The sequence below is a fragment of the Limimaricola cinnabarinus genome (assembly GCF_047631075.1).
Classification (GTDB): Bacteria; Pseudomonadota; Alphaproteobacteria; order Rhodobacterales; family Rhodobacteraceae; genus Limimaricola; species Limimaricola cinnabarinus.
Genome location: NZ_JBLHYX010000023.1, coordinates 20,373 through 46,629, shown reverse-complemented (window position 1 = coordinate 46,629; position 26,257 = coordinate 20,373). Strand labels below are relative to the sequence as shown.

24 protein-coding genes are annotated in these 26,257 nt (G+C 68.0%); 4 read left to right on the top strand and 20 right to left on the bottom strand.

What is annotated here, in order from left to right; genetic code table 11:
• The 16 genes from ACJASC_RS15420 to ACJASC_RS15345 form a co-directional block, all read right to left on the bottom strand.
• Positions 1 to 217 (bottom strand): electron transfer flavoprotein subunit beta/FixA family protein (locus tag ACJASC_RS15420; protein ID WP_415146781.1); only part of this gene is annotated, 217 nt, incomplete at its 3' end.
• A 14-nt stretch (positions 218 to 231) separates the two neighbouring features.
• The gene (locus ACJASC_RS15415; protein WP_415146780.1) at positions 232 to 1,443 is read right to left on the bottom strand and encodes an acyl-CoA dehydrogenase; all 1,212 of its coding nucleotides are present in this window, start codon (positions 1,441 to 1,443) and stop codon (positions 232 to 234) included.
• A 1-nt stretch (position 1,444) separates the two neighbouring features.
• Entirely contained in the window at positions 1,445 to 2,998 is a 1,554-nt protein-coding gene (locus tag ACJASC_RS15410; RefSeq protein ID WP_415146779.1) for a class I adenylate-forming enzyme family protein, read from the bottom strand.
• A 5-nt stretch (positions 2,999 to 3,003) separates the two neighbouring features.
• Positions 3,004 to 4,020, bottom strand: coding sequence for an NAD(P)H-dependent flavin oxidoreductase (locus ACJASC_RS15405; protein WP_415146778.1), 1,017 nt, complete (start codon positions 4,018 to 4,020; stop codon positions 3,004 to 3,006).
• On the bottom strand, positions 4,017 to 4,811 hold the full coding sequence (locus tag ACJASC_RS15400) for an oxepin-CoA hydrolase, alternative type (RefSeq protein ID WP_415146777.1): 795 nt from the start codon (positions 4,809 to 4,811) through the stop codon (positions 4,017 to 4,019). Before ACJASC_RS15400 ends, ACJASC_RS15405 begins: the two co-directional genes overlap by 4 nt.
• A complete protein-coding gene (locus ACJASC_RS15395) occupies positions 4,808 to 5,236 on the bottom strand; it encodes a PaaI family thioesterase (RefSeq protein ID WP_021694026.1) in 429 nt (142 codons plus the stop codon). The genes ACJASC_RS15400 and ACJASC_RS15395 overlap by 4 nt, the downstream gene beginning before the upstream one ends.
• Before the next feature lies 1 nt (position 5,237).
• On the bottom strand, positions 5,238 to 6,365 hold the full coding sequence (locus ACJASC_RS15390) for an acyl-CoA dehydrogenase family protein (protein ID WP_415146776.1): 1,128 nt from the start codon (positions 6,363 to 6,365) through the stop codon (positions 5,238 to 5,240).
• Positions 6,366 to 6,375: 10 nt separating this feature from the next.
• Positions 6,376 to 7,572, bottom strand: a complete 1,197-nt coding sequence (locus tag ACJASC_RS15385) for an acyl-CoA dehydrogenase family protein (RefSeq protein ID WP_415146775.1) — start codon at positions 7,570 to 7,572, stop codon at positions 6,376 to 6,378.
• A gap of 13 nt (positions 7,573 to 7,585) precedes the next feature.
• On the bottom strand, positions 7,586 to 8,761 hold the full coding sequence (locus ACJASC_RS15380) for an acetyl-CoA C-acyltransferase (protein WP_415146774.1): 1,176 nt from the start codon (positions 8,759 to 8,761) through the stop codon (positions 7,586 to 7,588).
• Between the two features lie 14 nt (positions 8,762 to 8,775).
• A complete protein-coding gene (locus ACJASC_RS15375) occupies positions 8,776 to 10,863 on the bottom strand; it encodes a 3-hydroxyacyl-CoA dehydrogenase NAD-binding domain-containing protein (protein ID WP_415146773.1) in 2,088 nt (695 codons plus the stop codon).
• A gap of 92 nt (positions 10,864 to 10,955) precedes the next feature.
• The gene (locus ACJASC_RS15370) at positions 10,956 to 11,768 is read right to left on the bottom strand and encodes an IclR family transcriptional regulator (RefSeq protein ID WP_415146772.1); all 813 of its coding nucleotides are present in this window, start codon (positions 11,766 to 11,768) and stop codon (positions 10,956 to 10,958) included.
• 7 nt (positions 11,769 to 11,775) lie between these two features.
• A complete protein-coding gene (locus tag ACJASC_RS15365; RefSeq protein WP_415146771.1) occupies positions 11,776 to 13,113 on the bottom strand; it encodes a TRAP transporter large permease in 1,338 nt (445 codons plus the stop codon).
• Between the two features lie 4 nt (positions 13,114 to 13,117).
• Positions 13,118 to 13,639 (bottom strand): TRAP transporter small permease, encoded by a 522-nt coding sequence (locus ACJASC_RS15360; RefSeq protein WP_415146770.1) that lies wholly within the window; start codon positions 13,637 to 13,639, stop codon positions 13,118 to 13,120.
• A 110-nt stretch (positions 13,640 to 13,749) separates the two neighbouring features.
• On the bottom strand, positions 13,750 to 14,808 hold the full coding sequence (locus ACJASC_RS15355) for a C4-dicarboxylate TRAP transporter substrate-binding protein (RefSeq protein ID WP_021694034.1): 1,059 nt from the start codon (positions 14,806 to 14,808) through the stop codon (positions 13,750 to 13,752).
• 117 nt (positions 14,809 to 14,925) lie between these two features.
• Positions 14,926 to 15,405, bottom strand: coding sequence for a metallophosphoesterase family protein (locus ACJASC_RS15350; RefSeq protein WP_415146769.1), 480 nt, complete (start codon positions 15,403 to 15,405; stop codon positions 14,926 to 14,928).
• Positions 15,402 to 16,436, bottom strand: coding sequence for an LLM class flavin-dependent oxidoreductase (locus tag ACJASC_RS15345; protein WP_415146768.1), 1,035 nt, complete (start codon positions 16,434 to 16,436; stop codon positions 15,402 to 15,404). Before ACJASC_RS15345 ends, ACJASC_RS15350 begins: the two co-directional genes overlap by 4 nt.
• A gap of 180 nt (positions 16,437 to 16,616) precedes the next feature.
• Here ACJASC_RS15345 and ACJASC_RS15340 point away from each other — a divergent pair, with 180 nt between their 5' ends.
• Entirely contained in the window at positions 16,617 to 18,005 is a 1,389-nt protein-coding gene (locus ACJASC_RS15340) for a phospholipase D-like domain-containing protein (RefSeq protein WP_415146767.1), read from the top strand.
• A gap of 21 nt (positions 18,006 to 18,026) precedes the next feature.
• Complete coding sequence (locus ACJASC_RS15335; RefSeq protein WP_415146766.1) at positions 18,027 to 18,743, top strand: endonuclease/exonuclease/phosphatase family protein; 717 nt, start codon at positions 18,027 to 18,029, stop codon at positions 18,741 to 18,743.
• 13 nt (positions 18,744 to 18,756) lie between these two features.
• Here ACJASC_RS15335 and ACJASC_RS15330 read toward each other — a convergent pair whose 3' ends face one another.
• From ACJASC_RS15330 to xylF, 4 genes are all read right to left on the bottom strand, one after another.
• Complete coding sequence (locus tag ACJASC_RS15330; RefSeq protein WP_415146765.1) at positions 18,757 to 19,731, bottom strand: hypothetical protein; 975 nt, start codon at positions 19,729 to 19,731, stop codon at positions 18,757 to 18,759.
• 230 nt (positions 19,732 to 19,961) lie between these two features.
• The gene (locus tag ACJASC_RS15325; RefSeq protein WP_415146764.1) at positions 19,962 to 20,744 is read right to left on the bottom strand and encodes an ATP-binding cassette domain-containing protein; all 783 of its coding nucleotides are present in this window, start codon (positions 20,742 to 20,744) and stop codon (positions 19,962 to 19,964) included.
• 1 nt (position 20,745) lies between these two features.
• Positions 20,746 to 22,071: a sugar ABC transporter permease gene (locus ACJASC_RS15320; protein WP_415146763.1), complete on the bottom strand. Its 1,326-nt coding sequence runs from the start codon at positions 22,069 to 22,071 to the stop codon at positions 20,746 to 20,748.
• A gap of 98 nt (positions 22,072 to 22,169) precedes the next feature.
• A complete protein-coding gene (gene xylF / locus ACJASC_RS15315) occupies positions 22,170 to 23,204 on the bottom strand; it encodes a D-xylose ABC transporter substrate-binding protein (RefSeq protein ID WP_021694042.1) in 1,035 nt (344 codons plus the stop codon).
• A gap of 214 nt (positions 23,205 to 23,418) precedes the next feature.
• On the opposite strand from xylF, the gene ACJASC_RS15310 reads away from it, so the two are divergent.
• Both ACJASC_RS15310 and ACJASC_RS15305 read left to right on the top strand, forming a co-directional pair.
• Positions 23,419 to 24,684: an ROK family protein gene (locus tag ACJASC_RS15310; protein WP_021694043.1), complete on the top strand. Its 1,266-nt coding sequence runs from the start codon at positions 23,419 to 23,421 to the stop codon at positions 24,682 to 24,684.
• On the top strand, positions 24,681 to 26,237 hold the full coding sequence (locus ACJASC_RS15305; protein WP_415146762.1) for a CRTAC1 family protein: 1,557 nt from the start codon (positions 24,681 to 24,683) through the stop codon (positions 26,235 to 26,237). The genes ACJASC_RS15310 and ACJASC_RS15305 overlap by 4 nt, the downstream gene beginning before the upstream one ends.
• Positions 26,238 to 26,257 lie beyond the last annotated feature (20 nt).

Here is a 26,257-nt window from a genome sequence, read left to right as displayed (position 1 = left end):
GCAGCGTCTCCTGCGCCTGTTTCACGCCGATCGACACCGCGACGATCTCCGACGCCGTGCCCCCCTCCTTGAGACGGATCGCCTCCTCGACCGCGATCTCGTCGAACGGGTTCATCGACATCTTCACATTGGCCAGATCGACGCCCGAGCCATCCGACTTCACGCGCACCTTCACGTTGTAGTCGATCACCCGCTTCACGGGGACGAGAATCTTCATAGTTTGCTCCTGTCTCAGAAGAACGCCTGAAGGCCGGTCTGGGCACGGCCCAGGATCAGCGCATGGACATCATGCGTGCCTTCATAGGTGTTCACGGTTTCCAAGTTGATCATGTGGCGCATCACCGGGAATTCGTCAGAAATGCCGTTGCCGCCATGCATGTCGCGGGCGTGGCGCGCGATTTCGAGCGCCTTGCCGCAATTGTTGCGCTTCATCAGCGAGACCAGCTCGGGCGAGGCGCGGCCCTCATCCATGAGGCGGCCCAGACGCAGGCTGCCCTGCAGGCCGAGCGCGATCTCGGTCTGCATGTCGGCGAGCTTCTTCTGGAACAGCTGGGTCTGCGCCAGCGGCTTGTTGAACTGCTTGCGGTCGAGGCCGTATTGCCGCGCGGCGTGCCAGCAGGCCTCGGCCGCGCCCATCGCGCCCCACGAGATGCCGTAGCGCGCGCGGTTGAGGCAGCCGAAAGGACCCTTGAGGCCTTGCACGTTCGGTAAAAGCGCGTCCTCGCCGACCTCGACGTCGTCCATGACGATCTCGCCGGTGGTCGAGGCGCGCAAGGACAGCTTGCCGCCGATCTTCGGGGCAGAGAGGCCCTCCATGCCCTTTTCGAGCACGAAGCCGCGGATCTTGCCTTCATGCGCCTCGGACTTGGCCCAGACCACGAAGACATCCGCAAACGGCGCGTTCGAGATCCACATCTTGGAGCCCGAGAGCCGGTAGCCGGTGTCGGTCTTCTTGGCGACGGTCTTCATGCCGGCGGGGTCCGAGCCCGCATCGGGCTCGGTCAGGCCGAAACAGCCGATCAGCTCGCCCGAGCACAGGCCGGGAAGATATTTCTTCTTCTGCTCATCGGAGCCATAGGCGTGGATCGGGTAGATCACGAGGCTCGACTGCACCGACATCATCGAGCGGTAGCCGGAGTCCACACGCTCCACCTCGCGCGCGATCAGGCCATAGGTAACGTAGGACGCGCCGAGCCCGCCATACTCCTCCTCGACCGTCACGCCCAGGAGGCCCGCCTCGCCCATCTCGCGGAAGATCGACGGATCGGCGGTCTCCTCGCGGTAGGCCTGTGCCACGCGCGGCGCGAGCTTGTCCTCGGCGAAGGCGCGCGCGGCGTCGCGCAGCATCCGCTCGTCCTCGTCAAGCTGGGTTTCGATCAGGAACGGATCGGACCAGTCGAACTGGCCCAGCTCGGGGCCGTGTCCTTGGGTGTCCTTGGGCATGTCAGTTCTCCTCCGCGTCGAGTGCGGCCAGGCGGTCGGCGAATGTGCCCAGCAGCTTGTGTTTCAGGATCTTGCCGGTCGCCGCAGCGGGCAGCCGGTCCACGATCAAAATCTTCGATGGTCGCTTGTAGCTCGAAAGCCGTTCCGAGACATGGGCTTTCAATGTCGCGGGATCGGGGGCGGGATCGATGCACTGCACGAAAGCGAGCACCTCTTCGTTGCCGCCCCGCGCCCGGCCGATGACGGCGGCCTGCACCACGCATGGGTGGTCGTTCAGCGCCGCCTCGACCTCGGGCGGATAGACGTTGAAGCCCGAGCGGATGATCAACTCCTTGCAACGGCCCACCACGTGCAGGCGGCCTTCGGCGTCGATTTTCCCGAGGTCGCCGGTCCTGAGCCAGCCATCGGCGTCGATCACTTGCGCCGTGGCCTGCGCGTTGCGGTAGTAGCCCTTCATCACATGGGGCCCCCGCGTGTGGATCTCGCCCACGCCCTCGGCATCGCTCGGGGTGGGATCGATGCGGATCTCAAGGCCGGGCAGCGCCGGGCCGACCGAGATGTCGGGATCGCCGATGGCGTTGCGGGTGCCGCTGACGCCCGCGGTACTCTCGGTCATGCCATAGCCATTCTGCAGCGGCAGGCCATAGAACGCCTCGGCCTTGCGCTTCCAGGCCGGGTCGAGTGGTGCTGCCCCCGATGAGACATAGCGCAGCTTCGCGCCCTCCAGCCGCTCGAGGCCGAGGGACGCCGTGTGCTTCATCAGGAGCGCGTGCATCTGCGGCACCGCCGGCAGCACCGTCGCGCCGTCCTTCAAGGCGGCCAGAAGCCGGTCGGGGGCGAAACGGGTCTCGAGCTGCACGGCCGCGCCGCAGGAGGCCCCCGCTATCAGCATCGAGGCCAGCCCGAACACATGGGTGAGCGGCAGCGCGCCGTAGATCCGGTCTTCGGGCACCATAGCGCGCATCCGCGCGCTCGACGCCCCGGCGAAGAGCAGGTTGGGATGGGTCAGCATCACGCCCTTGGGGTCGCCCGTGGTGCCGGTGGTGTAGAGGATCACCGCGACCTGCCCCGGCCCGGCCTCGACCGGGTCCGACGCGCCGGCGGGGCCGGAGGCCACGGCGATATCGGCGGTCGCGGTGGCAACCTGCGCCGCGCCCGCCCCTTCGGCATGGGCGCGGGCTTCGGGGGAGACGTGGCAGGTGAAGAGGATCGCGCGCGGCTCGCAATGCGCGACGATGCGCGACAGCTCCGGCCCGGTCATCCGTGCGTTGACCGGCACCGCGATGGCGTCGAGCGCCGAGGCCGCGAAGATCGCAAGCGCCGTCGCGGCGCAGTTCTCGGCCACGATCAGCACCCGGTCCCCGCCCACGACACCGCGATCGCGCAGCAGGCCGGCCATCTCCTCGATGGCGGCGAGATATTCCGCAAAGCTCAGCACCCGCCCGTCGCCATCGATCAGGCCGGGCGCCTGGCCGCGCTGCGCCGCCTGCCGCGCGATCAGCTCGTGAATGCGCCGCGTCGTCTCACCGCCGCCTTGCGTGTCGATTCCCTGCACGCTCGTCATACCGCCATCCCCTCCTTGATCCGCGCAGGCGCCGGGCGCAGTCGCGCCAGCGCCGCGAGCGCCTCCTCTTCCAGCCCGCCGACGATCCCGGCCAGCGGCGCGATATCGCCCGTGAGCCCGAGCGCCTGCCCCGCCGAGAGCATGCCGCGCGACACGTCGCCGGTCTCGTAGGCGCGGCGTCCGATCTTGCCCGAGACATGCGGCAGCAGCGCCTCGATCCCGATCTCGGGGTTCTCGGCCTCCATCCGCGCCACGGTCTGCGACGTCTCGTTTTTGAGCGTGCGGATCGTGTTGCGCAGGCTCGACATGCTGAGCATCGTGTCGGTTTCCTTGGCCCCCGCAAGCGCGCGCTTGTAGTCGGGATGCGCCGTCACCTCCTCGGCCACGAGGAACCGCGTCCCGATCACGACACCCGACGCCCCGCCCGCCAGCGCCGCGACGATCTGCCCGCCATGGCCGACGCCGCCGCCGATCAGGAACGGGATCTTCAACCGGCGTTCGGCCAGCGCGAGATTGACGAAGGAGCCGATCAGGTCGAGGCCCGGATGGCCGCCGCATTCCGCGCCGACGATCGACACCATGTCGACGCCGACCGACTGCGCCTTTTCGGCGAAGCGCACGCTTGGCACCTTGTGCAGCACGGTGATGCCCGCGTCCTTGAGCAGCGGCAGCCACGGCTCGGGGTTGCGCCCCGAGGTCTCGACGAAGTGCACGCCTTCCTCGGCAATGAGCCGGAAGATCTCCTCGGTGCGCTCGCCCGGCACCAGCTTGGGCAGCATCGACACGTTGACGCCGAACGCGCCGCCCTCGGAAAACTCACGCGTTTTGCGGATCTCGGCGCGCAGGGCGTCGGGTTCGGGAAAGCTCGCCGCCGTGAGAAAACCGATGATCCCGGCGCGGGCGCAGGCCGAGACATAGGCCGCGTCCGAAAGCCACATCAGCCCGCCCGCGACGATGGGCAGACGTGTGCCATAGGCGCGGGTAACGGCGGTGTCGAAGGCCGGATCGGTCATGAAACGCTCCTCAGCTTCGCAAAATCGGGCGCGCGCTTTTCGAGAAAGGCATTGATCCCTTCGGCCGCCTCGGGAGAGCCCTGCGCACGCGCCATCGCGTCGCGCTCGGCGTCGAGTTGGGCCATGAGATCGCCCGTCGCGGCGCTGGCGATCAGCGCCTTGATGTCCCCTTGGGTCGCCGACGGTCCCTGAGCCAGCCGGTCGGCCAGCGCCATCGCGGCGTCGAAAGCGCCCCCCTCCGGGGCCAGCTCCGACAGCGCGCCCAACGCGTGCAGCCGGTCCGCCGGGACCGGCTCGCCCAAAAGCACCATCCGCGATACCATGGCGCGCGGCAGCAGGGCGGACAGGAAATGCGTGAGGCCCGCATCGGGCACCAGCCCGGCCTTGACATAGGCGGCGGTAAAACGGGCGGTGTCGGAGGCGACCGTGAAGTCGCAGGCCAGCGCCAGCGACATCCCCGCCCCGGCGGCCCCGCCCTCGACGGCGGCGATCATCGGCTTGGGACAGCCGGTGATGGCGCGCACGAGGTCGTGCAGCCTGTCGACGTTGCCGCGCCGCTCGGCCTCGGTCTGGGCCGCGCGGGTGGCCAGAACCGACAGGTCGCCGCCGGCGCAGAAGAACCCGCCCTCGGAGGCGAGGATCACCGCGACGATGCGCGGGGTGGCGGCGGCCGTCGCGATCACCTCGTGCAGCGCCGCGTAGTAATCGGGGGTCAGCGCGCCGCGCCGGGCGGCGTTGAGGTTCCACACCACCAGCCGGTCGCCGAGATCGTCGATCCGCGCCATGCTCATGCCGTCTCCTCCCGTGGGGCCTGCGGCACCGGTTTGAACACGCCGGTCGCCGTGGCGATGAGCCGATCCTCGGGACCGCGCAGCTCGCCTTCGATGAAGACGAGCTTGCGCCCGCCGCCGGTGATCCGCCCCACCGCCACCAGCGTCTCACCCTCGCATGCGGGGGCGAGGTATTGGGTGTTGAGCGAGATCGTCAGGAACGGGTAGCGCCCCTGCGGGTCGCGGGTCAGGCTGCCGGTGGCCCCCATCGCGTTGTCGAGGATCGTCGCGACGATACCGCCATGCAACATGCCGTGCCGGTTGGTGTGCTCGGGGCCCACCGTCAGGTGGCAGCGCGCACGCCCGTCGCTCCGCCCCACGTCGAGCATGTAGCCCAAGAGCCGCTGCGCCCCGGTCTCGCCCCTGATGATCCCCTCCCCGGTCATCTCAGGCGGCCCGGAGCCGGACGAAGCGCCCCAGATGGAAGGTGCTGTCGCCAAAGCGGTGGTCGAGCATCGACAGGCGGCGCGCGAAGCGGCCCAACTCGTACTCCTCGGTCATGCCGATGCCGCCATGCATCTGGATCGCTTCCTCGGCCACGAGGCGCGCCACCTTGCCCACGAGGTGCTTGGTCGCCGAGACGTGGATCTCGCGCGTTTCGCGGTCTGCCTCCAGATGGCCACAGAGGTTGATCACCGCCGAGCGCGCCTGCTCGATCTCGATCAGCATCTCGGCGGCGCGGTGCTGCAGTGCCTGAAACTTGCCGATCGGCTGGCCGAACTGCTTGCGTGTCTTGAGATAGTCGCCGGTCAGGCGGCGCGCGGTCTCCATCGCGCCCAGACCGTCGGCGCAAAGCGCCGCCGTGGCGCGAGCATGCGCGGTCTCCAGCGCCCCGATGGCCTGCCCCTCGGCGCCCAAGAGCGCGGTCTCGGGCAGCGTGACGCCTTCGAGCATCAGCTCGGCGGCGTGGCCGCCCTGGGCCAGCGGGTAGTCGCGGATCTCGACGCCGGCCGTGCCCTTGGGCAGCACGAAGAGGCTGATCCCATCGCGGTCGCGCGCCGCGCCCGAGCTGCGGGCCGAGATCACGACATGATCGGCCTGCGCGCCGTTCACCACGACCGCCTTGCGCCCCGTGAGGGTCCAGCCGTCGCCACTGCGTTCGGCGCGGGTCTCGACCCGTTCGATGTCATAGCGGCTGCCGGGCTCGCCATGCGCGAGGGCTAGCTGGACCGAGCCTTCGACCGCCTGCTCGACGAGGGCGGCCTGCGTCTCGTCGCCCAGCGCGGCGATCAGCCCGCCCGCCAGAAGCACCTCGAGCATCGGCTCGGACGTGCCGGCGCGGCCCAGCTCCTCGAACACGGTCATCAGGTCGAAGCCCGCGCCGCCGAAGCCGCCCTGCTCTTCGGTGAACAAAGCGCCCGCGACGCCCATCTCGGACAACCCGGACCAGATCTCGGGCGAGAAGCCCTCGCCCTCTTCGGCGGCCTTGAGCGCCGCCGGTGTGACGGCATCGCCGAGATAACGGCGCAGCCCGTCCTGCAGCATCTGCCGCTCTTCGGTCAGTTGGAAGTTCATGGCCCGCTCCTCAGAGTTCCAGGATCGCCTTGGCGATGATCGTCTTCTGCACCTCGTTCGATCCGCCATAGATCGAGAGCTTGCGGTTGTTCAGGTATTGCGGCGTCGCGGCCATCGCATAGGCCGGACCCACCGGCCCCGCATTGGTGCCCGCCTCGAGCGCCTCGGAAACGAAGGGCATGGCATAGGGACCGACGGCGGCCTTGGTCAGCGCGTTGATCTCTTGCCGGATCACCGTGCCCTTGACCTTGAGCATCGAGCTTTCGGCACCGGGTGCCTGCCCCGCGGCGGCGGCCGAGACCACCCGCAGGTTGGTCGTGGCCATCGCCATCAGCGCGATCTCGACCTCGGCGATCCTGGCCGCGAAGAGCGGGTCCTCGATCAGCGGGCGGCCTTCGGATTGCTCGAGCCTCGCGATCCGCTTGAGATTGGCGAGACCCGCATTGGCAAAGCCGACACCGGCGATGTTGGTGCGCTCATGGGTCAGCAGGTACTTGGCGTAGGTCCAGCCCTTGTTCTCCTCGCCCACGAGGTTCGTGACAGGCACACGAACGTTGTCGAAGAAAACCTCGTTCACCTCGGGTTCGCCGTCGATCAGCACGATCGGGCGCACGGTGATGCCCGGATCATCCATGTCGATCAGCAGGAAGGAAATCCCTTCCTGCGGCTTGCCCTCCTTGGAGGTGCGCACGAGACAGAAGATCATGTTGGCGTACTGGCCCAGCGTGGTCCAGGTCTTCTGCCCGTTCACCACGTAATGGTCGCCGTCGCGCTCGGCCGTGGTCTTGACCGAAGCGAGGTCCGATCCGGCCCCCGGCTCGGAATAGCCCTGACACCACCAGTCGTCGCCGTTGAGGATGCGCGGCAGCCAGTAGTCCTGCTGCTCCTTGGAGCCGAACTTCTGCAGCACCGGCCCGAGCATGGCGAGGCCGAAGGGCACGATGCGCGGGGCGGCGGCGGAGGTGGTCTCCTCCTCGAAGATGTGCCGCTCGACCGCGTTCCAGCCCGCGCCGCCATGCTCCATGGGCCAGTTGCCGGCGAGCCAGCCCTTCTCATTGAGGATGGCGTGCCATTCTTCGTAATCGGCCTTTTCGAGCCGTTGGCCAAAGCGCACCTTGTCGGACAGGCGCTGTGGCAGCTTCTCTTCGAGAAAGCCGCGCACTTCGGCGCGAAAGGCCTTCTGCTCATCGGTGAAGTTCAGGTCCATCTCCGGGCCCTCCTCAATAGATCTCGAACAGGCCGGCAGCACCCTGCCCGCCGCCGATGCACATAGTCACGATGCCGAGCTTGGCGCCCCGCCTACGGCCCTCGATCAACAGGTGCCCGGTCATCCGCGCGCCGGTCATGCCGAAGGGGTGACCGATCGAGATCGACCCGCCCGAGACGTTGAGCTTGTCGTTGTCGATGCCGAGCTTGTCGCGGCAGTAGAGCGCCTGGGAGGCGAAGGCCTCGTTCAGCTCCCACAGGTCGATGTCGTCAACGGTGAGACCCTGCCGCTCCAGCAGGCGCGGCACGGCAAAGACCGGGCCGATGCCCATCTCGTCGGGTTCGCAGCCCGCGACGGCAAAGCCGCGGAACGCGCCGAGGATGTCGAGGCCGAGGCGCTCGGCCTCCTTGCGGTCCATCATCACGAGGGCGGCGGCGCCGTCGGAGAGCTGGCTCGCGTTGCCGGCGGTGATGAAGTTGCCCTCGCCGCGCACCGGGTTGAGCTTGCGCAGCCCCTCGATCTCGGTCGAGGGGCGGTTGCACTCGTCTATCGAGATCGTCTCGGTGACGTGGGAGACCTCGCCGGTCTCCTTGTCCTTGACGGCCTTGGTCACTTCCATCGGCGCGATCTCGGCGTCATAACGCCCGGCCTGCTGCGCCTCGGCGGTGCGCTGCTGGCTCGACAGCGCCAGCTCGTCCTGCGCCTCGCGGGAGATGCCGTAGCGCTTGGCCACCGTGTCGGCGGTCTCGATCATTGCCTGATAGAGCTCGGGCTTGTGCGCCTCGATCCATTCGTTGCGCGAGTGGCGCGCAGGCGGCTGGACCATCGAGATGCTTTCGACGCCGCCGACGAGAATGGCCTTGGCGCCCTCCTGGGCAATCATGTGGCCGCCCATGGCGATCGCCTGCAGCCCCGACGCGCAGAAGCGGTTCACCGTGGTCGCGGCGATCGAAACCGGCAGCCCGGCGCGGATCACCGCCTGCCGGGCAATGTTGCCGCCTGTCACGTATTCCGGATAGCCGCAGCCGAAGATCGCGTCCTCGATCAGCGCAGGGTCGATGCCCGCGCGCTCGACCGCGTGGCGGGCGGCGTGGCCGGCCATGTCGGCCCCGTGGGTGATGTTGAACGCGCCCCGTGCGGCCTTGCCGATGGGGGTGCGGGCGGTGGATACGATGACGGCGTCGGTCATGTCGTCTCTCCCTCTCAGCCGTTCAGGCTGGCGAATGTGGAATTGTCGGAGGCAAGGCGGTCGAGCAGCGGCGCGACTTTCCAGAAATGATCGTCCTCGGCGGCGTATTGCTTGATCCGGTCGCGGATCGTGGCGAGGCCTTCCGTATCGGCGTAGTGCATCGGGCCGCCGCGATGGCGCGGGAAGCCGTAGCCGTAGAGCAGCGTCACATCGACATCGAGCGGGCGTTGCGCGATGCCCTCCTCGACCACGCGGGCGCTCTCGTTGACCATGGCGGCCATGTAGCGCGCGACGATCTCCTCGTCAGTGAAGTCGCGCGGGCCGACGCCCTGCTTCTCGCGCTCGGCGGCGATGATCTCCTCGACCTCCGGGTCGGGGCGGCCGCGCGGGCTTTCCTCGTCATAGATATAATAGCCGCGTCCGGTCTTCTGGCCCAGACGCCCCATTTCATAAAGCGTGTCGGCCCAGCCGGGATAACGGTCCTTCTCATGCCGCTGCGGGGCTTTGCGCTGCCGCGTCATGTAGCCGATGTCGAGGCCGGCGAGATCGCCCACCTGATAGGGTCCCATCGGAAAGCCGAAGTCGCGCAGCGCCTTGTCGATCTGGTAGGGGCTGGCGCCGTCGAGGATCATGTGATCGGCGGCGGCCCGGTAGTGCGACAGGATGCGGTTGCCGATGAAGCCGTCGCATACGCCGGCGCGAACTGAGACCTTGCCCAGCTTCTTGCCGAGCGCGAAGGCGGTGGCGGTGACTTCGGGCGCGGTCTTGTCGGCGACGACGACCTCCAGCAGCTTCATCACATGGGCGGGCGAGAAGAAGTGCAGCCCGATCACGTCCTCGGGGCGGCTCGTCGCCTGCGCGATCTCGTCGATGTCGAGATAGGAGGTGTTGGTGGCGAGAACCGCGCCCGGCTTGGCGATCCGGTCAAGCTCGCGGAACACGTCCTTTTTGACGTCCATGCTCTCGAACACGGCCTCGATGATCACGTCGGCCTGCCCCAACGCGTCGTAGCCGGCGACGCAAGCGAGCGCATCCGACAGGATCGCGTCGCGCTTGGCCTCTTTCAGCTTGCCGCGCTTTACGGCCGCCGCGAGGTTCTTTTCGATGGTGGCGCGGGCGCGGGAGGCGGCCTCATCGTCGCGCTCGACCAGCGTCACGCTCAGGCCGCGCAGCAGCGAGGCGGTGGCGATGCCCGCCCCCATGGTGCCGCCGCCGATCACGCCGATGGCCAAGACGTCGCGGGGGCTGACGCCCTCGATCTCGGGCAGCTTGGCGACCTTGCGCTCGATGAAGAAGGCGTGGATCAGGCCCGCGCGCTGCGGCGTCTCCATCATCTTCATGAACTGGCGGCGCTCTTCGGCGAGGCCCTCGTCGAAGCCCATCGTCGTGGACGCCTCGATCGCGTCGAGCGCGGCCAGCGGTGCCACCTCGCCGCGCAGCTTCTTTCTGAGCGCGGCGCGGCGCGCGTCGAACATCTCCGCGTCATGTGCCGGGGCCGCGATCTCGCGCACAGGGCGCGGGCCCGCGCCCTGTTGCAGCAGCTCCTCCGCATAGGCCAGACCGGCATCGAGCGCCTCGCCCTCGCCCAAGCGGTCCACGAGGCCCATCTCGACGGCCTTGGCCGCCGGAACCGGCATGCCGGTCGTCGCCATCTCGATCGCGGCCTCGGCCCCGACAAGGCGCGGCGTGCGCTGCGTGCCGCCGGCACCGGGGATCACGCCGAGCTTGGTCTCGGGCAAGCCCAGCTGCGCGCCCGGAACGGCGATGCGGTAATGCGCGCCAAGCGCGACCTCCAACCCGCCGCCCAAGGCCGCGCCGTGGATCGCGGCGACGACCGGCTTAGTGCAGGCCTCGATGCGGTTCACCACGTCGGGCAACGAGGGCTCCATCGGCGGCTTGCCGAACTCGGAGATGTCGGCGCCGCCGATGAACAGGCGCCCCGCGCCGTGGATCACCGCGATCTCAGCGGCATCGGCCTCGAACCGCTCGATCGCTTCCACCAGCCCGGCCCGCACGTCGCGGCCCAGCGCGTTCACCGGCGCATGATCCACCGTGATGACCGCGATCCGGCCCCGGCTTTCGAAATGCACTGTTCCTGCCATGTGGTCCTCCCTCTCCGGCACCAATCTAACAATCGGCCTAATCTATTTCAACATGCAAATCATAATTCCACTATGCGGAAATATGATTGCGGTTAGATATCGTGTCGCGACAGGAACGGCCCCTGCCCCATGATCCGCTCAAGCTCGCGCACCCCTTGCTGCAACCGTGGCCCGACCTCGGTCTGCATTCGCTCCATGCTCAGATCCTTGGGCATCGCGCCGCAGGTGAAGATGACCGGCTCGCTCAGGTCGCGCGACTGGAACGGCACCGAAACGGCGTGGATGTTGGCGGCGAAATACGACGCCGGATCGGCGATCACGAAGCCTTCGGTGACGAGCTGCGTATAAGCGATGCGCCGCGCCTCCCGCGCCGTCTCCTCGTCAAGGCCGCGATGCCCCTCGGCATCGGCCACCGCTTCGGCAAAACCCTCCTCCGACAGCGCCGCCAGCATCGCGTGACCCGAACTCGACCCCTTGAAAGGGAGCCGATGCCCGACCTCGAGCCAGATCGAGGAGACCTCCTGCGGCCGCCATGTCTTGGTGATCAGCACCCGTCCCCGGTCGCGCACCGACAACAGCGCCAGCGTGCCGGTCTCGTCCGCCACACGCTGCATGATCGGCCCCGAAAGCTCCACAAAGGAGATCGACGCGCTCGCGACATTGCCGAGGGCCAGCAGTGCGGGCCCCGGGCGGTAGCGGTCGTGGCGGCGCGCATGGCTGAGATAGCCCAGAGATTGCAGCGTGAAGGTCAGCCGCGACACCGTGCTCTTCGGCAGGCCGGTCCGCTCCGAGATCTCGGCATTGCCCAGCCCGTCATCGGAGGGACGGAAGGCGCGCAGCACCGATAGCCCACGCGCCAGCGTGGTGGCGAAACGGCGGTCCTGGCTTTCGTCGGTGATCTTCATGTCAGCCTCACATCGAATAGGGGATCAGCAGCGACAGCGCCGGAACCGCCATGATGAGGATCAGCACCAGAACGTCCAGAGCGAGGAAGCGCGCGATGCCCGCAAAGATGCGGTCGATCGGCACCTCGCGCCCCACCACACCCGCGATGACGAAGACGTTGAGGCCGACGGGGGGCGTGATGAGACCGATCTCCAGAAGCTTGATCACCACGACACCGAACCAGATCAGGTCGAAGCCATAGGTCTCGATCAGCGGGATCATCAGCGGCAGGGTCAGCACCATGATGCCGATCGGATCGAGAAACATGCCCAAGAGCAGATAGATCGCCGCGATCGCCAGCATCAGCACCACAGGCGACAGCTCGGCCGCGGTGACCGCCTCGACGATGTCGGGGGCGACGCCGGTGAGGGCGATGAAGGCCACGAAGATCTTGGCCCCGGCCGCAATCAGGAAGATGGACGTGGTCTGGATCGCGGTTTCACGCAGGCTCTCCCATATCGCGCGCAGCGTCAGCTTGCGCTGCACGAGGCCGATCAGGATGGCGGCCGAGACACAGACCGCCGCGGCTTCGGTCGCGGTGAAGATGCCGCCATAGATGCCGCCGACGATGATCACGAAAAGCAGCACCGCGGGCCAGCTTTCGAGCGCCGCGCGGCCCCGGTCGGCCATGGTGATGGTGCCGGTGAAGGCGGGCGCGGCCGAGGGGTCGCGCTTGACCCAGATGAAGATCACCAGAAGGAAGCCCAGGAGCGAGACGAGGCCCGGCAGGATGCCCGCGAGGAACAGCTGGCTGATCGAGGTCTCGGTGAAGATGCCGTAGATGATGAAGAGCACCGAAGGCGGAATGAGCGAGCCCAATGTGCCGCCCGCCGCGACGCTCGCCGTGGCGAGACGCTTGTCATAGCCGACCGAGAGCATCTCGGGCGTGCAGATCCGGCCCATGGTCGACGCGCAGGCGATGGACGACCCGGTGATCGCCGAAAAGCCGCCGCAGCCCACGACCGAGGCCATTGCCACGCCGCCGGGCACCTTGGCGAGCCAGACCCGCGCCGCGTGGTAGATCTTGGTGGTGATGTCGGCGCGATAGGCGATGTGTCCCAGCGCCACGAAGAGCGGGATCATCGACAGATCATAGCTGTGGATGAGATCGAAGCTGTTGGAGAACACCAGCGACGAGGTTGGGCGGATCGCGCGTTCGGGCGCGAAGCTCCCGGTGCGGAAGGCGAAGATGACGAAGGTGCCTATGGTGGCGATGGCCGCCAGCGCGAAGGCGATCGGCACGCGCAGCGCCAGAAGGAAAAGAACGGAGCCGAAGGCCACGAGACCGATGAGAGTGCCGTCCATGGTCTCAGACCTCTTCGTGGGGGCTATGCGTGGGAAGACCGGTCAGCACCCGGCCGCCCGAACGGATGGTGCGGATATCGCCCACGACCTGGATCGCGAGGCGCAGCCAGCAAAAGGCGACGCCGAACAGGAAGATCACGCGGCCCGGCCACTTCGGCAAGGACAGCTGTCCGAAGAAGTAGCTGCCGGATTCCAGCGTGTGCACCGCCTCGTTCCAGCCCGCCCAGATCAGCGGCGCCAGAGCGAAGAGCCCGACCACCGAGCCCAGAACCACCAGCCAGTCCTGGGTCAGCGGCGACAGCCGTTCCGAGAGCACCTCGACCACGATGTTGGCGCGCGCGGCGGCTGTCGCGGCCAGTGGCAGCACGATGGCCGCGACCATGAGTTCGCGCACCATGTTGATCGTGTCGGGGATCCCCGAGTTCAGCGTCGCGCGCAGCAGCACGCTGGTGGTGATCAGCAGCCCAAGTCCAATCACCGCGATGGCGGCGAGGTTGAGCAGGAAACTCTCGATACGGCTCAGCATCGGCAATCCCTTCCGGCCGGGAGCCCGTGGCCCCCGCCGCTCTGGCGAATGTCAGTGTGAATGGGGCGGCGCGGGTGAGACGCGCCGCCCGGCGGTCTACCCGGTGCGGGTCAGCCGCGCTCCCAAGGATAGCCCTCGGCCTCGACCTCGGCCTGGTACTTGTCGATCAGGCCGCGATACTCCTCGAGCAACGCCTGCCCGTCGAGACCGGCGGCATCGGCCTGCGCCGACCACTCCTCGAGGTAGGTGTTGCCCTTCTCGACCAGCTTGGCGCGCTCCTCCTCGGGCAGCTCGATGATCTCGACGCCCGCTTCGCGCATCTTCTCGACGGCGGCGTCGTTGTCGGCGTTCACGAGGCGGCCGAACTCGTCGGACAGGCCCTCACCCGCTTCCATCAGCGCCTGCTGCTGGTCCTCGGGAAGCGAGTCGTAGGCATCCTTGTTCATGAAGATGCCCAGAGCACCGACCTGACCCCAGTTGAGCATGGTGTAGCTGTCCATGACCTCTTGCTGGTTCAGCGCGCCAACCGCGTAGGAATAGCCCTGAGAGCAGTCGAGCAGGCCCGAATCGAGGCCCTGATAGGCGTCGTAGATCGACATGTTGACGAGGTTCGCGCCGAAATCGGCGAAGGTCTTGCCATAGGCGCCGACACCGCGAACCTTGAGCCCGTCGATATCCTCGACCGTGCGGATCGCCTTGCCCTTGCAGCCGATATGCACGGCCGAGGTGGTGTAGGTGCCCAGATAGACGAGGTTCTGGTCGGCGAGGTTCGCCTGAATCGCCTCGGAGCCGCGCATCAGCTCGTCGGTGGCCTTCATACCGACCCAAGGGTCGGGGTTCTGCACGGGCAGGTCGGCGATGCCGTAGGCCAGCATTTCCTGTGGGAAATAGACGCCGATGATGGTGCCGGCATCCGCCACGCCGTCGGCCACGGCTTGGGCCGCGGCATCGGCCTTGAACAGCGCACCGCCCCACTGGACGTCGAAGGTCAACTCGCCCTCGGTGCGGGTCTTCACGTCCTCGACGAACCAGTTGAGCGCCTCGGCGCGGGCGCCGCGGTTGGGACCGGCCTCGCCAAAGAACAGCGTGGTTTCGGCATGGGCGATGGAGCCGAGCGTGGCACCTGCGAGAATCGTCGTGGCGAGAGCCGCCTTCAGAAATCGTGTCATTTCAGTCTCCTCCCTGAAGTTTCGCATAGTGGAATTATATTCTACTACATGAAACCTACGAGAGCGCCGACAGTCTGGCAACCCATCGCTTACGCCGCAACGCGGCATCGCCGGGCCTCAGTCGATGATAGTGCATAGATCGGCGCGCGGCGCGCCCTGCCCCGCCTGCAAAAACGCCAACGTGATCGGCAGCTTGAACCGGCGCGGCCCGGCGGAGCCGGGGTTGAGGTAGAGCACATTGCGCGATGTTTCGATCAGCGGCCTGTGCGAATGTCCGCTGATCACGACGTCGATCCCGCGCGCGGCCGCGTCGAAATCGAGCGTCTTGCGGTCATGGCGCATGTGGATGCGCAGCCCGCCGAGATCGAGATCGACCGTTTCGGGGAGCCGGGCGCACCACCCGGCCGTGTCGATATTGCCCCGGATCGCGGTGACCGGCGCGATGCGCTCGAGCGCGTCCACGATCTCCTCGCGGCCGATGTCGCCGCCATGCAGGATATGATCGACCGGCGCCGCGCCCGCTGTCCCGGCCAGCGCGGCGATCGCTTCGGGGCGCAACAGCCCGTGCGTGTCCGAGATGACCCCGATTCGCATCATGCGGCGGCGCGGCGCAGTTCGGGGGCCACCTTGGTGCCCAGAATCTCGATCGCCTTCATCAGCTGCGCGTGGTCATAGACCCCGATCGCCATCTGGATCAGCATCCGATCAAAGCCGAAAAGCTCGTGTGTCGCGAGAATCTTGTCGACCATCTCGGCGGGGCTGCCGACGAATTGCGCGCCATTGGGTCCGCGCGCCGCGTCGAACTGGGCGCGGCTCGTGGGACCCCAACCGCGCTCGCGACCGATCCGGTTCATCACCTCGGCCTGCGCGGGATAGAAGATGTCGGCGGCCTGCTGGCTCGTCTCGGCCACGAAGCCATGCACATTGAGCGAGGTCTTGAGCGTTTTCGGATCATGCCCCATCTGCGCGGCGCTCTTGCGATAGAGCTGGAAGAGCGGCGCGAAGCGCGCGGGCTCTCCGCCGATGATGGCGAGCGCCATGGGCAGCCCCAGCGCCCCCGCCCGCGCCACCGATTGCGACGATCCGCCGACCGCGCGCCAGATCGGCAGCCTGTCCTGCACGGGGCGCGGATAGACGCCGCGACCGGGGATTTCGTGGGTGTGCTCGCTGCCGGGCCAGCGGATCACCTCCCCATCGTTGAGCGCCATGAGAAGCTGCAGCTTTTCCTCGAACAGATCCTCGTAATCATCGAGGTCGTGGCCGAAGAGCGGGAAGCTCTCGATGAAGGAGCCGCGCCCCGCGATGATCTCGGCCCGCCCGTCGGTGAGGTTGTCGAGCGTAGCGAATTGCTGGAACACGCGGACCGGATCGTCGGAGCTCAGCACCGTCACCGCGCTCGACAGCCGGATGCGCGAGGTCCGCCCCGCCGCCGCCGCCAGCGCCACGGCGGGGGCCGAGACGGCATAATCGGGGCGGTGATGCTCGCCCAGACCGAACACGTCGAGGCCCACCTCGTCGGCCAGCGCGATCTCTTCGACCAACTGGCGCAGCCTGAGTGCCGGATCGACCCGTGCGCCGCTGACCGGGTCGGTGCCCACATCGCCGAATGTATAAAGGCCCAGTTCCATCTCGCTCTCCGAAGGCTTTGTGTTCCATCCGGATCTAAGGCCACGCCCCGCCCCGTCCAACCGGCGCGATCGCGCAGTGTCTGTGCGCGGCTGGCAAGGCGGGTGGTCAGGCGGAGGAACCCTGTTGCACCACCGCGGCGTTTCGCGCACATCGGGGCGACATATCGGGATTTGGCGCGCTTGTTCACCTATGACACCTTTCTGCTGACCCTTTTCGGCGTCGGCCTCGCGCTGCTCGCCACGGTGATGCTGCTGCAGCAGCGGCGCACGCCGCAATCCGCTGCCGCGTGGATCCTTGCGATCATCCTGCTGCCTTGGGTCGCGATCCCGCTGTTCTTCGCCTTGGGCTTTCGCAAGCAGGGCGGCCGCCACCCGACGATCCGCTTTTCCACGCCGCCGGGCGATGCGCCCGCTGATCCCTCGCGCGGGCCGCCGGAGGCGTTTCGTGCCTACGGCGTGCCGGCGGCGACCACGGGCAACCGGATCGAACTGCACCGCGACGCCAAACACGCCCGCGAGGCGATGCGCGAAATGGTCAAGACCGCGCGGCATGAACTCGACATCACCTTCTATCTGATCCACGACGACGCGATCGGGCGCGATTTCGTCGATCTGCTGACCTCTCGCGTCGAGGACGGCGTGCAGGTGCGGCTGATCATCGACCGCCTCGGCGGGTTCTGGGGCCCGCACAAGGCGCTCGCACGCTTCGAGGCGGCGGGCGGCAGCCTGCGCTGGCACCAGCCCTTCCTCAACTGGCCGCTCAAGGGCCACATGAACCTGCGCAACCACCGCAAGATGATCATCGCCGACCGCGCCCGCGCTTGGACCGGCGGGCGCAATGTCGGCTGCGAATACATGGGCTTTCCAGCCCATTCGCGCCACGAGAAGGGCAATCCCGAACTGTGGCGCGACCTGTCCTTCACCCTCAACGGCCCTTCGGTCGAAGTGCTGTGGGACCTGTTCCGCGCCGATTGGGGATCGGCCGAAGGCGAGGTCGACCCCCTGCCCGAGTTGCATGTCGAGGCGCGACCCGGCGAGGCCATGGTGCAGGTCGTCCCTTCCGGCCCCGACACGCATCTCGATCCGCTGCACGACGTGCTGGTGCAGATGATCCACGCGGCCACGCGCCGCGTCTGGATCGCCACGCCCTATTTCCTGCCGACCGAGCCGCTCAACGCGGCGCTGTGCACGGCGGCGCGGCGCGGGGTCGATGTGGCGGTGATGGTGCCCGCCCGCTCGAACCAGCGCATCGCCGATTTCGCGCGCGGGGCCTATCTGAGAACACTCGACGAGGCGGGCGCGCGGGTGCTGCAATTGCCGCGACAGATGACCCATGCCAAGGCGGGCGTGATCGATGACGCCGCTTGGGCCGGATCGGCCAATTTCGACGTGCGCTCGATGCTCCTCAATTTCGAGGTGGCGGTCTTCGTTTACGACGCGCCGTCGGTGGCGCTCTTGGCCGACTGGTTCGCCGCAGAAACCGCGATCTGCCGCCAGGGCGTGCGCCGCCCCAAGCTTGGCCGCAGGCTGGCCGAGGGGGTGTTCCGCCTTGGCGCTCCGATGCTCTGAAACGGCTTTCGTGAGGATCTCATGACCGACACCCATCTGCGTCCCGGTCGCCTCAGGCTGGTGAGCTATAACATCCGCAAGGCTCTCGGCACCGACCGGCGGCGCAACCCCGCGCGCATCTGCAACGTCATCGCCGCGATGGAGGCCGACATCGTGGTCCTGCAGGAGGCGGATCTGCGGCTCGGCGCGCGGCCCACGGCGATCCCGCTGACCGAGCTGTCACAGCTTGGCGGGCTCAAGGCGGTCGATTTCGGGCAATCGGCCCGGTCGCTCGGCTGGCACGGCAACGCGATGCTGGTGCGCAAGGGCATCGAGGTGGGCGCGCTGCACAAGATGGTGCTGCCGGGCTTCGAGCCGCGCGGCGCGATCTTCGCCGATCTGGAAACGCCCGCGGGACCGCTCCGGGTGGGGGGGCTGCATCTGGGCCTGCTGCGTGGGTCGCGCAGGTTGCAGCTGTCGCATATCGTCGACGAGCTGGACCGCATGGAGCCGCGCCCCACGGTGCTGGCGGGCGATCTCAACGAATGGTCGGAGCGGGTCGGCCTCGGGCGGCTGGCGCGGCGCTTCGACATCCACGCGCCGGGGCGCAGCTTTCATGCCCGCAGGCCGGTCGCCGCACTCGATCGGATCGCCATCGGGGCGGGGATCGTCATCGCCCAGAGCGGCGTGTGGCACGAACAACCCGCCCCCGCGGCCTCGGATCACCTGCCGATCTGGGCCGACCTGCGCCACGCCTGACGCGACGGATGCGTCAGACGATCACCTCATCGAGTGGACGCCGGGCGCGGGTTTCGGGCCGCTCTCCCACCGGGCCGAGGCGGACCACCTGCATCAGCCGCCGTTCGGGATCGAGCCCGACGGTGGTGGAGATTTCGGCGCGCGCCGCCTGATCGACGGTCAGCACCCCCATCGGCCAGGCCGCGAGACCCAGCTTCGACGCCTCCAGCAGCAGCCGCAGATAAGGCCGTCCGGCGGCCACGGGGCTGTCGGCCACGGGGCGGTGAAACAGCGCGATCACGGCGGCCGAGCGGATCTGCGATGCCTCGGCGGCAAGGCGATCGGTCAGCCCCATCATGTCGGCGGCCCGCCACATCGGTCCCAGCACCGCGCGCGCCTCGGCGGCGGCGCGTGGGCTCAGGCGCATCATCGCGCGGTCGAGGCCGTCGTATTTCTTGCGCGGATGCCGCGGCGACAGTCGCAGCCATGACAGCACCTCGCGCCGCGCCTCGGGGCGACGCAGATGCGCCATCATGATCCGGTCATGCATCTCGGCCAGCCAGCCGCGCCGCGCCGCGTCGGTGACGAGAACCGCGTCGCGGCGAGTCCAGCCATAAAGGTCGACCGGGCCGGGCTGATAAGGGCCACGGTGCGTGAAACGCTTGGGCAACTGTGCTGCCAGAGGGTCGGGGTCGGTCTGCGCCTCGAGCGTGATCCGCGCGGCAAGCCGCAGCCCCGGCAGGGTCGCGCGGTCGTCCTGCGCCCACAGATCGGTGAACCCCGCCCCCATCCGCCGCGCCGAAAGCGCGAGGACCGTGGCCTCGGCGGCGGCCCCGCAGGCCAGCCCCGCCGCGACGCCGTTCGGATCGCTCACCTTCAGCATCGCTGCCGGATCGCAGCCGATCAGGATCGTGTCGCCCTTGCGCCGCCAGCGGGCGGGCTGGGTATTGAGCGCGGATGGCGCGGACTGCGCCTCACGCACGATCTCACGAAACTCGTCGTTGTGCATCTGTTGCTGCTCCTCGGGTCGGACCGCCCGGCTGCGCCAGACCCTAGCGGCCGATGCCGTGACGGCAAGCGGTTCCCGCCATGCGATCCGGTGATGGCCTGCAAATGGCCGATGCTTCGTTGAAGAACGCCTCGCAGACGATTGCGACCCCAATGAAAACGACAACGCCCGCCGCGTATGGCGGCGGGCGAAATCGGGTCGAGGCGATGGTCTGTCCGCGTCGGGACGGCTCAGGCGGCGTCGCGCTTGGGGTTCTTGCCCATGATGATCATCGACAGGATGTCGTCCTCGGTCACGTCCTCGACCCGCTCGGTGCCGACGAGTTGGCCGTTCTTCATCACCGAGACCCGGTCGCACAGATCCATCATCTCGCGCGTGTCGTGCGAGATGAGGAAGATGCCGAGACCTTGCACCTTCAGCTCCTTGATCAGATCCGCAACCATCGCCGTCTCGTGCACGCCCAAGGCCGCCGTCGGCTCATCCATGATCAGGATGCGCGCGTTGAAATAGACCGCGCGCGCGATGGCAACCGACTGGCGCTGGCCGCCGGACAGCGCCGAGACCGGCTCGGAGAGCTTGCGGAAGTTGGGGTTGAGCCGCGCCATGATCTTGCGTGTCTCGGCCTCCTGCTTGGCGTCGTCGACGAAGCCCAGCTTGGTAACGATCTCGCGTCCCAGAAACAGGTTCGAGGCGGCGTCGAGATTGTCGGCCAAGGCCAGCGTCTGGTAGATCGTCTCGATGTTGTAGCGCCGTGCGTCGCGGGGGGAGTTGATCGTGGCCTTCTCGCCCTCGATGCGGATCTCGCCCGAATCTGCCTTGTATGCGCCCGAGAGGATCTTGATCAGCGTCGATTTGCCTGCGCCGTTATGGCCCAGAAGGCCCACGACCTCACCCGGGTAGAGATCGAGCGACACCCCGTCGACCGCCTGCACGCCGCCGAAGGCGATGCGGATGTCCTTGAGTTCGACCAATGGCTTGGCCCCGTTGGCACGGGGGTCGGTCCTGGTTTCCATGTCACTTCCCTCCGACGCGGCGGCGATAGATGATGTCGATCAGCACGGCGGCGACCAGCACGGTGCCAACGACCATGTTCTGCAAGGGCGCATCGACCCCGACCATGGCCATGCCCGATTGCAGCGACTGCATGATCAGCGCGCCGAGAATGGCGCCATAGATCGTGCCGATGCCGCCCGACAACGCGGTGCCGCCGATCACGGCCGCGGCGATGACGCGCAGCTCGTCGAGCGTGCCGATGTCGTTGGAGTGGTTCGTCAGTCGCGCCGAGGCGACCACCGCCGAGATGCCCACGAGGATGCCCATGATCGAGAACACCTTGACCGTGAGAAGCCGGGTGTTGATGCCCGACAGTTCGGCCGCGTCGGGGTTGCCGCCCGTGGCGAAGATATAGCGGCCGAGCCGCGTCTTGCGAGCGATCACCGTCATCACCACTGCGACCGCGATCAGCAGCAGCACCGAGTAGGGAATGCCGTAGGCTGCCGTGTAGCCCTCGGGCATCTCCATGCCGCGCGCGGCGAAGTCACGCGCCAGTACCCGGCTCGGGATCTCGTAGGCGTTGAGGATGGCGACGAAACCCAGGATCGCCGCGACGATGATGCCCATGACCACCGCCTCGGCCCAGACCGGCTTGACCGGGAAGCCGTGGCCGACCTTGTTGCGCCGCGCCGACAAGAGCGACAGCACGGCGAGACCGGCGGCGATGAACCCCGCGATCCAACTCCATTGCGCGCCCAGCGTGCCGTTGATGCCGCCGAAGGCCTGGAACGTCTCGTCGAGCGGGCCGATGGTCTGGCCGGAAGTGATGTACCAGCCGACGTTGCGCCAGATCAGCAGGCCACCCAGCGTCACGATGAAGGCGGGGATGGTGAGATAGCCCACGAGCCAGCCCTGGAACGCGCCGATCACCGCGCCGGTGACCAGACCCGCGAGGATCGCGAGCCACGGCAGCGCCGCGTGGCCCAGCGGCAGGCCCATCATGTCGGGCAGCCAGCGGGTCTGCATCATCGCCATGACGGCCGAGGCCGTGGCCAGAAGCGCGCCGACCGAAAGGTCGATGTGGCGGGTGACGATGATGAACACCATGCCGGTCGCCATGATCGCCACCGAGACGGTCTGGATCGACAGGTTGAAGATGTTGCGCGGCGTGAGAAAGCGGCCGTCTGTCAGCACGTTGAACACGACGCAGACGAGGATGAAGGCCCCGACCATGCCCAGAAGGCGCAGGTCGAGTTCGAGCTGGTTGAGGAATGAGCGCGCGGGCGCCTTGTCCGCCGGCCGCTGCCCTGAGGGCGCAGCGTTGGGGACGGTATCGGTATCGGACATCTGGGGTGCTCCTGAACGGAGAAAGGCGGCGCGGGGGAGCGCGCGCGAAAATCGAAGATGCGTCCCGGCCCGGACCACCGGGCCGGGACGCGCAGGCGTCAGTTGGCGCAGGCGGCGACGTCGCCAGAGACACCCTGACAGAGCGTTTCCTGATCGATCCAGCCGGCATCGACCACTACGTCGAGGTTCTCGCGGGTCACAGGGACCGGATCGAGGAACTTCGCGGTGAGCGTGGTGCCTCCGGGCGAGGTCCACTCTTCCGCGCCCTCGATGGCGCCCATCTCGGTGCCCCCGGCCAGCTCGATCGCGATCTCGCCGGCTTCGCGGCCCAGTTCGCGGCTGTCTTTCCAGACCGAAACGGTCTGCGTGCCCTGCGCCACGCGGTTGAGCGCGGCGTGATCGGCGTCCTGACCCGAGACCGGGATGCCATCCATGCCCTGCGCGGTCAGCGCCGCCACGGCGCCGCCCGCGGTGCCGTCGTTCGAGGCGACCACGGCGTCGACGGCGTTGTCCTCGGCGGTGAGGATCTGCTCCATGTTGCGCTGGGCGTTGGCGGGAAGCCAGCCATCGGTATAGGCCTCACCGACGATAGTGATCTTGCCGCTGTCGATCGCCTCCTGCAGGACTTCCTGCTGGCCGCCGCGCAGGAAGTCGGCGTTGGGATCGGTGGGCGAGCCCTTGATCATCACGTAGTTGCCTTCGGGGGCTGCTTCGAGCACGGCGCGGGCCTGCATCCGGCCCACTTCGACGTTGTCGAAGGTCAGGTAGAAGGCGCGGTCGTCCTCGATCAGGCGGTCATAGGCGATGACCGGGATGCCTTCGTTGAAGGCCGCATCCACGGCCGGGCCGATGGCCTGCGTGTCCTGCGCGAGGATGATCAGCGCATCGACGCCCTGCGCGATCAGGCTCTCGACGTCGGACAGCTGCTTGGAGGAGGACGACTGGGCGTCGGCCGAGACGTATTCGGCACCGGCGGCCTCGAGCGCGGACTTGATGGCGGCCTCGTCGGTCTTCCAGCGCTCTTCCTGGAAGTTCGACCAGCTGACACCCACGGTCATGCCGTGCTGTTCGGCGATCGCGGCCGTGCTGAAGCCAGCCGTCAGGGCGACGGCGGCCATGATTGCGTTGCGCATAGATATCCTCCCAAAGATGTATCCCGTCCCACCGGGATGCCGACCCCTCCTGAGGCCGGTTGAACGCCACAGTGGCATATTTAATTCGATTGTCAAAATATATTTTGCCAAACGCTGCCCGATGGCGGTAACAATCGGTGGCGGGCGCGTCGGATCTTGGGCGATTTGCAAAGATCGGCCGATGGAAGTCCGCAGATAATTCGGGGGTCGAACTATGATCGACACGCATCCGGCGAGGTCGGCCACAGATGTTGCCGCTCCGCAACAGGGGGTCGGACCGCTATTGCCGGGAAGCCAGCGCGAGGCGCGGCCTCTGCGCCAACAGATTCTCGAACATGTCCGCGCCGCCGGGCGTGCCGCGCGCGCCGACATCACCCGCGCTTTGGGTGTCAGCGCGGGATCGGTCACGACGCTGACCTCCGAATTGATCGGGCTTGGCCTGCTGCGAGAAGTCGAGACCGCCGCCGCGACCCCCACGGCGCGGGGCCGTCCACCCGTGGCGCTCGAGCTTGTCTCCGAGGGGCGGCTCGTCATCGGGATCAAGATCTCGGACGAGCGCAACACCGCCGTGCTGGCCGACTTCGCGGGCACGATCCTTGCCGACGCCGCCCGCCCCGCCCCGCCGATGCGGCGCAGCCTCGAGCAGACCTGCGACGAGATCGACGCGCTGATCGATGCCGTGCTGGCGCAGGCCGGACGCCCGCGCAAGGATCTGCTCGCGGTCGGCGTCGGACTGTCGGGCATGGTCGATCACGAGACCGGCACGGTGCTGTGGTCGCCGCATCTGGGCCCCGACATGCCGCTGGGCGCGGAGGCCAGCCGCCGGTTCGGCCTGCCGGTGCTGGTCGACAACGACGCCAACATGCTGACGCTTGCCGAGCTGTGGTTCGGCGTCGGGCGGCAGCGCTCGGACTTTGCCGTCGTCACCATCGAACACGGCGTCGGCATGGGGCTCGTCATCGACAATCGCCTCTACCGCGGCGAACGCAGCATGGGGCTTGAGTTGGGCCACACCAAGGTGCAGCTCGACGGCGCGCTGTGCCGCTGTGGCAAGCGCGGTTGCCTCGAGGCCTATATCGCCGATTACGCGCTGGCCCGTGAAGCGGCCACGGCGCTGAACCGCGCGCCGCAAAGCCCGCAAGTGATGCTCGACGCGCTCTATGCCGAGGCCAAATCCGGCAACCGCGCCGCCCGCTCGATCTTCAACCGCGCCGGGCGCTACCTCGCGCTCGGTTTGTCGAACGTGATCCAGCTCTTCGATCCCGAGCTGGTGATCCTTTCGGGCGAACGGATGCGCTATGATTATCTCTATGCCGACGGGGTGCTGGCCGAGATGCGCGCGCTCACCCTGGTCGAGGGGCGCGAACCGGCGCGGATCGAGATCCACGCCTGGGGCGATCTCGTCTGGGCGCGCGGGGCCAGCGCCCTCGCCCTCGCCGCCGTGACCGAGACGGTGCTCGCCGGGGCGCGCGCGACATGATCGGGGGCCGGACGTCCCGCTCGGGGCGGCCCATCCGCCGCGCCCCACGGCGCGGAGCCGCGCTTGCGGGACTGTCGATCCTCCTCGCGGCGGGGACCGCCGATGCGGGGCCGAAGTTCGAAGACCGCTCATCGGCCCTTCCCAAGCATGTCTATTCCGGCGGGTGGGAGCATTTCGTGGGCGGCGGCGTCGCGGTGTTCGATTGCAACGACGACGCACGGCCCGACATTTTCGCAGCGGGTGGCGAAGCGCCTGCGCTGCTGCTGCGCAACAAGGGCAATTTCGCCTTCGACCCCGTGCCGCGGCCCGACCTCCTCGGCGTCACCGGCGCCTACCCTCTCGACGCGGACGCCGACGGGCGTGCCGATCTCTTCGTGATGCGCGCCGGGCCGAACCTTCTGCTGCGCGGCTTGGGCGACTGCGCCTTCGAAGACGCGACCGAGGCCATGGGCCTGCCCGCCGGCGACGCATGGACCACCGCCTTCACCGCGTGGTGGGAGGATGATGACCGCCCCGTGATAGCGATCGGCAACTATGTCGATCGCGACGATCCCGACGGCCCGTTCGAAGCCTGCGACGACAACGCGATCCTTCGCCCCGCAGGGCATGGCTGGCGAGAGGAGACGCTTTCGCCCGGCTTCTGCGCCCTGTCGATGCTGGCGGCGCGCAACGCGCGCGGGCAGGCTGCGTTACGCATCTCCAACGACCGGCATTATTACGTGCGCGGCGGTTTCGAACAAATGTGGGACATCGAGACGCGTCGTTTTCTCGGCGAGGCCGATGGCTGGCCCACCGTCTCGCTCTGGGGCATGGGCATCGCCAGCCGCGATCTCGACGCCGACGGGCGCGACGAGGTGATGCTCACCTCCATGGGCGACCAACTCCTGCAACTCGCGCGGCCCGACGGCAGCTATGCCGCCGCCCCCTTCTCCATCGGCTCTTATGCGCAGCGTCCGCATGTCGGCGATGATGGCCGCCCCTCGACCGGCTGGCATGCCGAGTTCGGCGACATCGACAATGACGGGCGCGCCGATCTCTTCATCGCCAAGGGCAATGTCGACCAGATGCCCACCAATGCCATGCGCGACCCCAACAACCTGCTCATGCAGCAGGCCGATGGCCGCTTTGCCGAAGCCTCGGTCGCGGCCGGTATCGCCACCACCGAGAGGTCGCGCGGCGCGGCGCTTGCGGATTTCGACGGCGACGGGCGGCTCGACCTCGTCGTGGTGAACCGCCGCGCGCCGATGGAGCTTTGGCGCAACGTGACGGGGGCAACCGGCCACTGGCTCGCCATCGATCTCGTCCAGCCGGGCGGCAACCACGACGCCATCGGCGCCCGGGTGACGGTCGAGACCGAAGCCGGGCGGCAGGTCCTGCAACGCGTGATCGGCGGCGGACATGCGGGCGGGCGGCTCGGGCCGCTGCATGTCGGTCTGGGGCAGGCGACGGCCGCGCGCGTGACCGTCGAATGGCCGGACGGCACCGTCACCGGCCCGCACCCCGTCGAAGCCGACCGGACCGTCACGCTAGATCGGGCCGCCCTGCCCGGCTGATCTTGCCGTCGCCGCTGCCG

Excerpts from the sequence above, each read along its gene's own strand:
- ACJASC_RS15335 (WP_415146766.1), top strand. The coding sequence starts at position 18,027 with ATGACCGACACCCATCTGCGTCCCGGTCGCCTCAGGCTGGTGAGCTAT.
- ACJASC_RS15415 (WP_415146780.1), bottom strand. The coding sequence starts at position 1,443 with ATGCCCAAGGACACCCAAGGACACGGCCCCGAGCTGGGCCAGTTCGAC.
- ACJASC_RS15305 (WP_415146762.1), top strand. The coding sequence starts at position 24,681 with ATGATCGGGGGCCGGACGTCCCGCTCGGGGCGGCCCATCCGCCGCGCC.
- ACJASC_RS15330 (WP_415146765.1), bottom strand. The coding sequence starts at position 19,731 with ATGCACAACGACGAGTTTCGTGAGATCGTGCGTGAGGCGCAGTCCGCG.
- ACJASC_RS15390 (WP_415146776.1), bottom strand. The coding sequence starts at position 6,365 with ATGAACTTCCAACTGACCGAAGAGCGGCAGATGCTGCAGGACGGGCTG.
- ACJASC_RS15395 (WP_021694026.1), bottom strand. The coding sequence starts at position 5,236 with ATGACCGGGGAGGGGATCATCAGGGGCGAGACCGGGGCGCAGCGGCTC.
- ACJASC_RS15385 (WP_415146775.1), bottom strand. The coding sequence starts at position 7,572 with ATGGACCTGAACTTCACCGATGAGCAGAAGGCCTTTCGCGCCGAAGTG.
- ACJASC_RS15360 (WP_415146770.1), bottom strand. The coding sequence starts at position 13,639 with ATGCTGAGCCGTATCGAGAGTTTCCTGCTCAACCTCGCCGCCATCGCG.
- ACJASC_RS15365 (WP_415146771.1), bottom strand. The coding sequence starts at position 13,113 with ATGGACGGCACTCTCATCGGTCTCGTGGCCTTCGGCTCCGTTCTTTTC.
- ACJASC_RS15370 (WP_415146772.1), bottom strand. The coding sequence starts at position 11,768 with ATGAAGATCACCGACGAAAGCCAGGACCGCCGTTTCGCCACCACGCTG.
- ACJASC_RS15310 (WP_021694043.1), top strand. The coding sequence starts at position 23,419 with ATGATCGACACGCATCCGGCGAGGTCGGCCACAGATGTTGCCGCTCCG.
- ACJASC_RS15405 (WP_415146778.1), bottom strand. The coding sequence starts at position 4,020 with ATGACCGATCCGGCCTTCGACACCGCCGTTACCCGCGCCTATGGCACA.
- ACJASC_RS15380 (WP_415146774.1), bottom strand. The coding sequence starts at position 8,761 with ATGACCGACGCCGTCATCGTATCCACCGCCCGCACCCCCATCGGCAAG.
- ACJASC_RS15375 (WP_415146773.1), bottom strand. The coding sequence starts at position 10,863 with ATGGCAGGAACAGTGCATTTCGAAAGCCGGGGCCGGATCGCGGTCATC.
- ACJASC_RS15345 (WP_415146768.1), bottom strand. The coding sequence starts at position 16,436 with ATGGAACTGGGCCTTTATACATTCGGCGATGTGGGCACCGACCCGGTC.
- ACJASC_RS15325 (WP_415146764.1), bottom strand. The coding sequence starts at position 20,744 with ATGGAAACCAGGACCGACCCCCGTGCCAACGGGGCCAAGCCATTGGTC.
- ACJASC_RS15350 (WP_415146769.1), bottom strand. The coding sequence starts at position 15,405 with ATGATGCGAATCGGGGTCATCTCGGACACGCACGGGCTGTTGCGCCCC.
- ACJASC_RS15355 (WP_021694034.1), bottom strand. The coding sequence starts at position 14,808 with ATGACACGATTTCTGAAGGCGGCTCTCGCCACGACGATTCTCGCAGGT.
- ACJASC_RS15320 (WP_415146763.1), bottom strand. The coding sequence starts at position 22,071 with ATGTCCGATACCGATACCGTCCCCAACGCTGCGCCCTCAGGGCAGCGG.
- xylF (WP_021694042.1), bottom strand. The coding sequence starts at position 23,204 with ATGCGCAACGCAATCATGGCCGCCGTCGCCCTGACGGCTGGCTTCAGC.
- ACJASC_RS15400 (WP_415146777.1), bottom strand. The coding sequence starts at position 4,811 with ATGAGCATGGCGCGGATCGACGATCTCGGCGACCGGCTGGTGGTGTGG.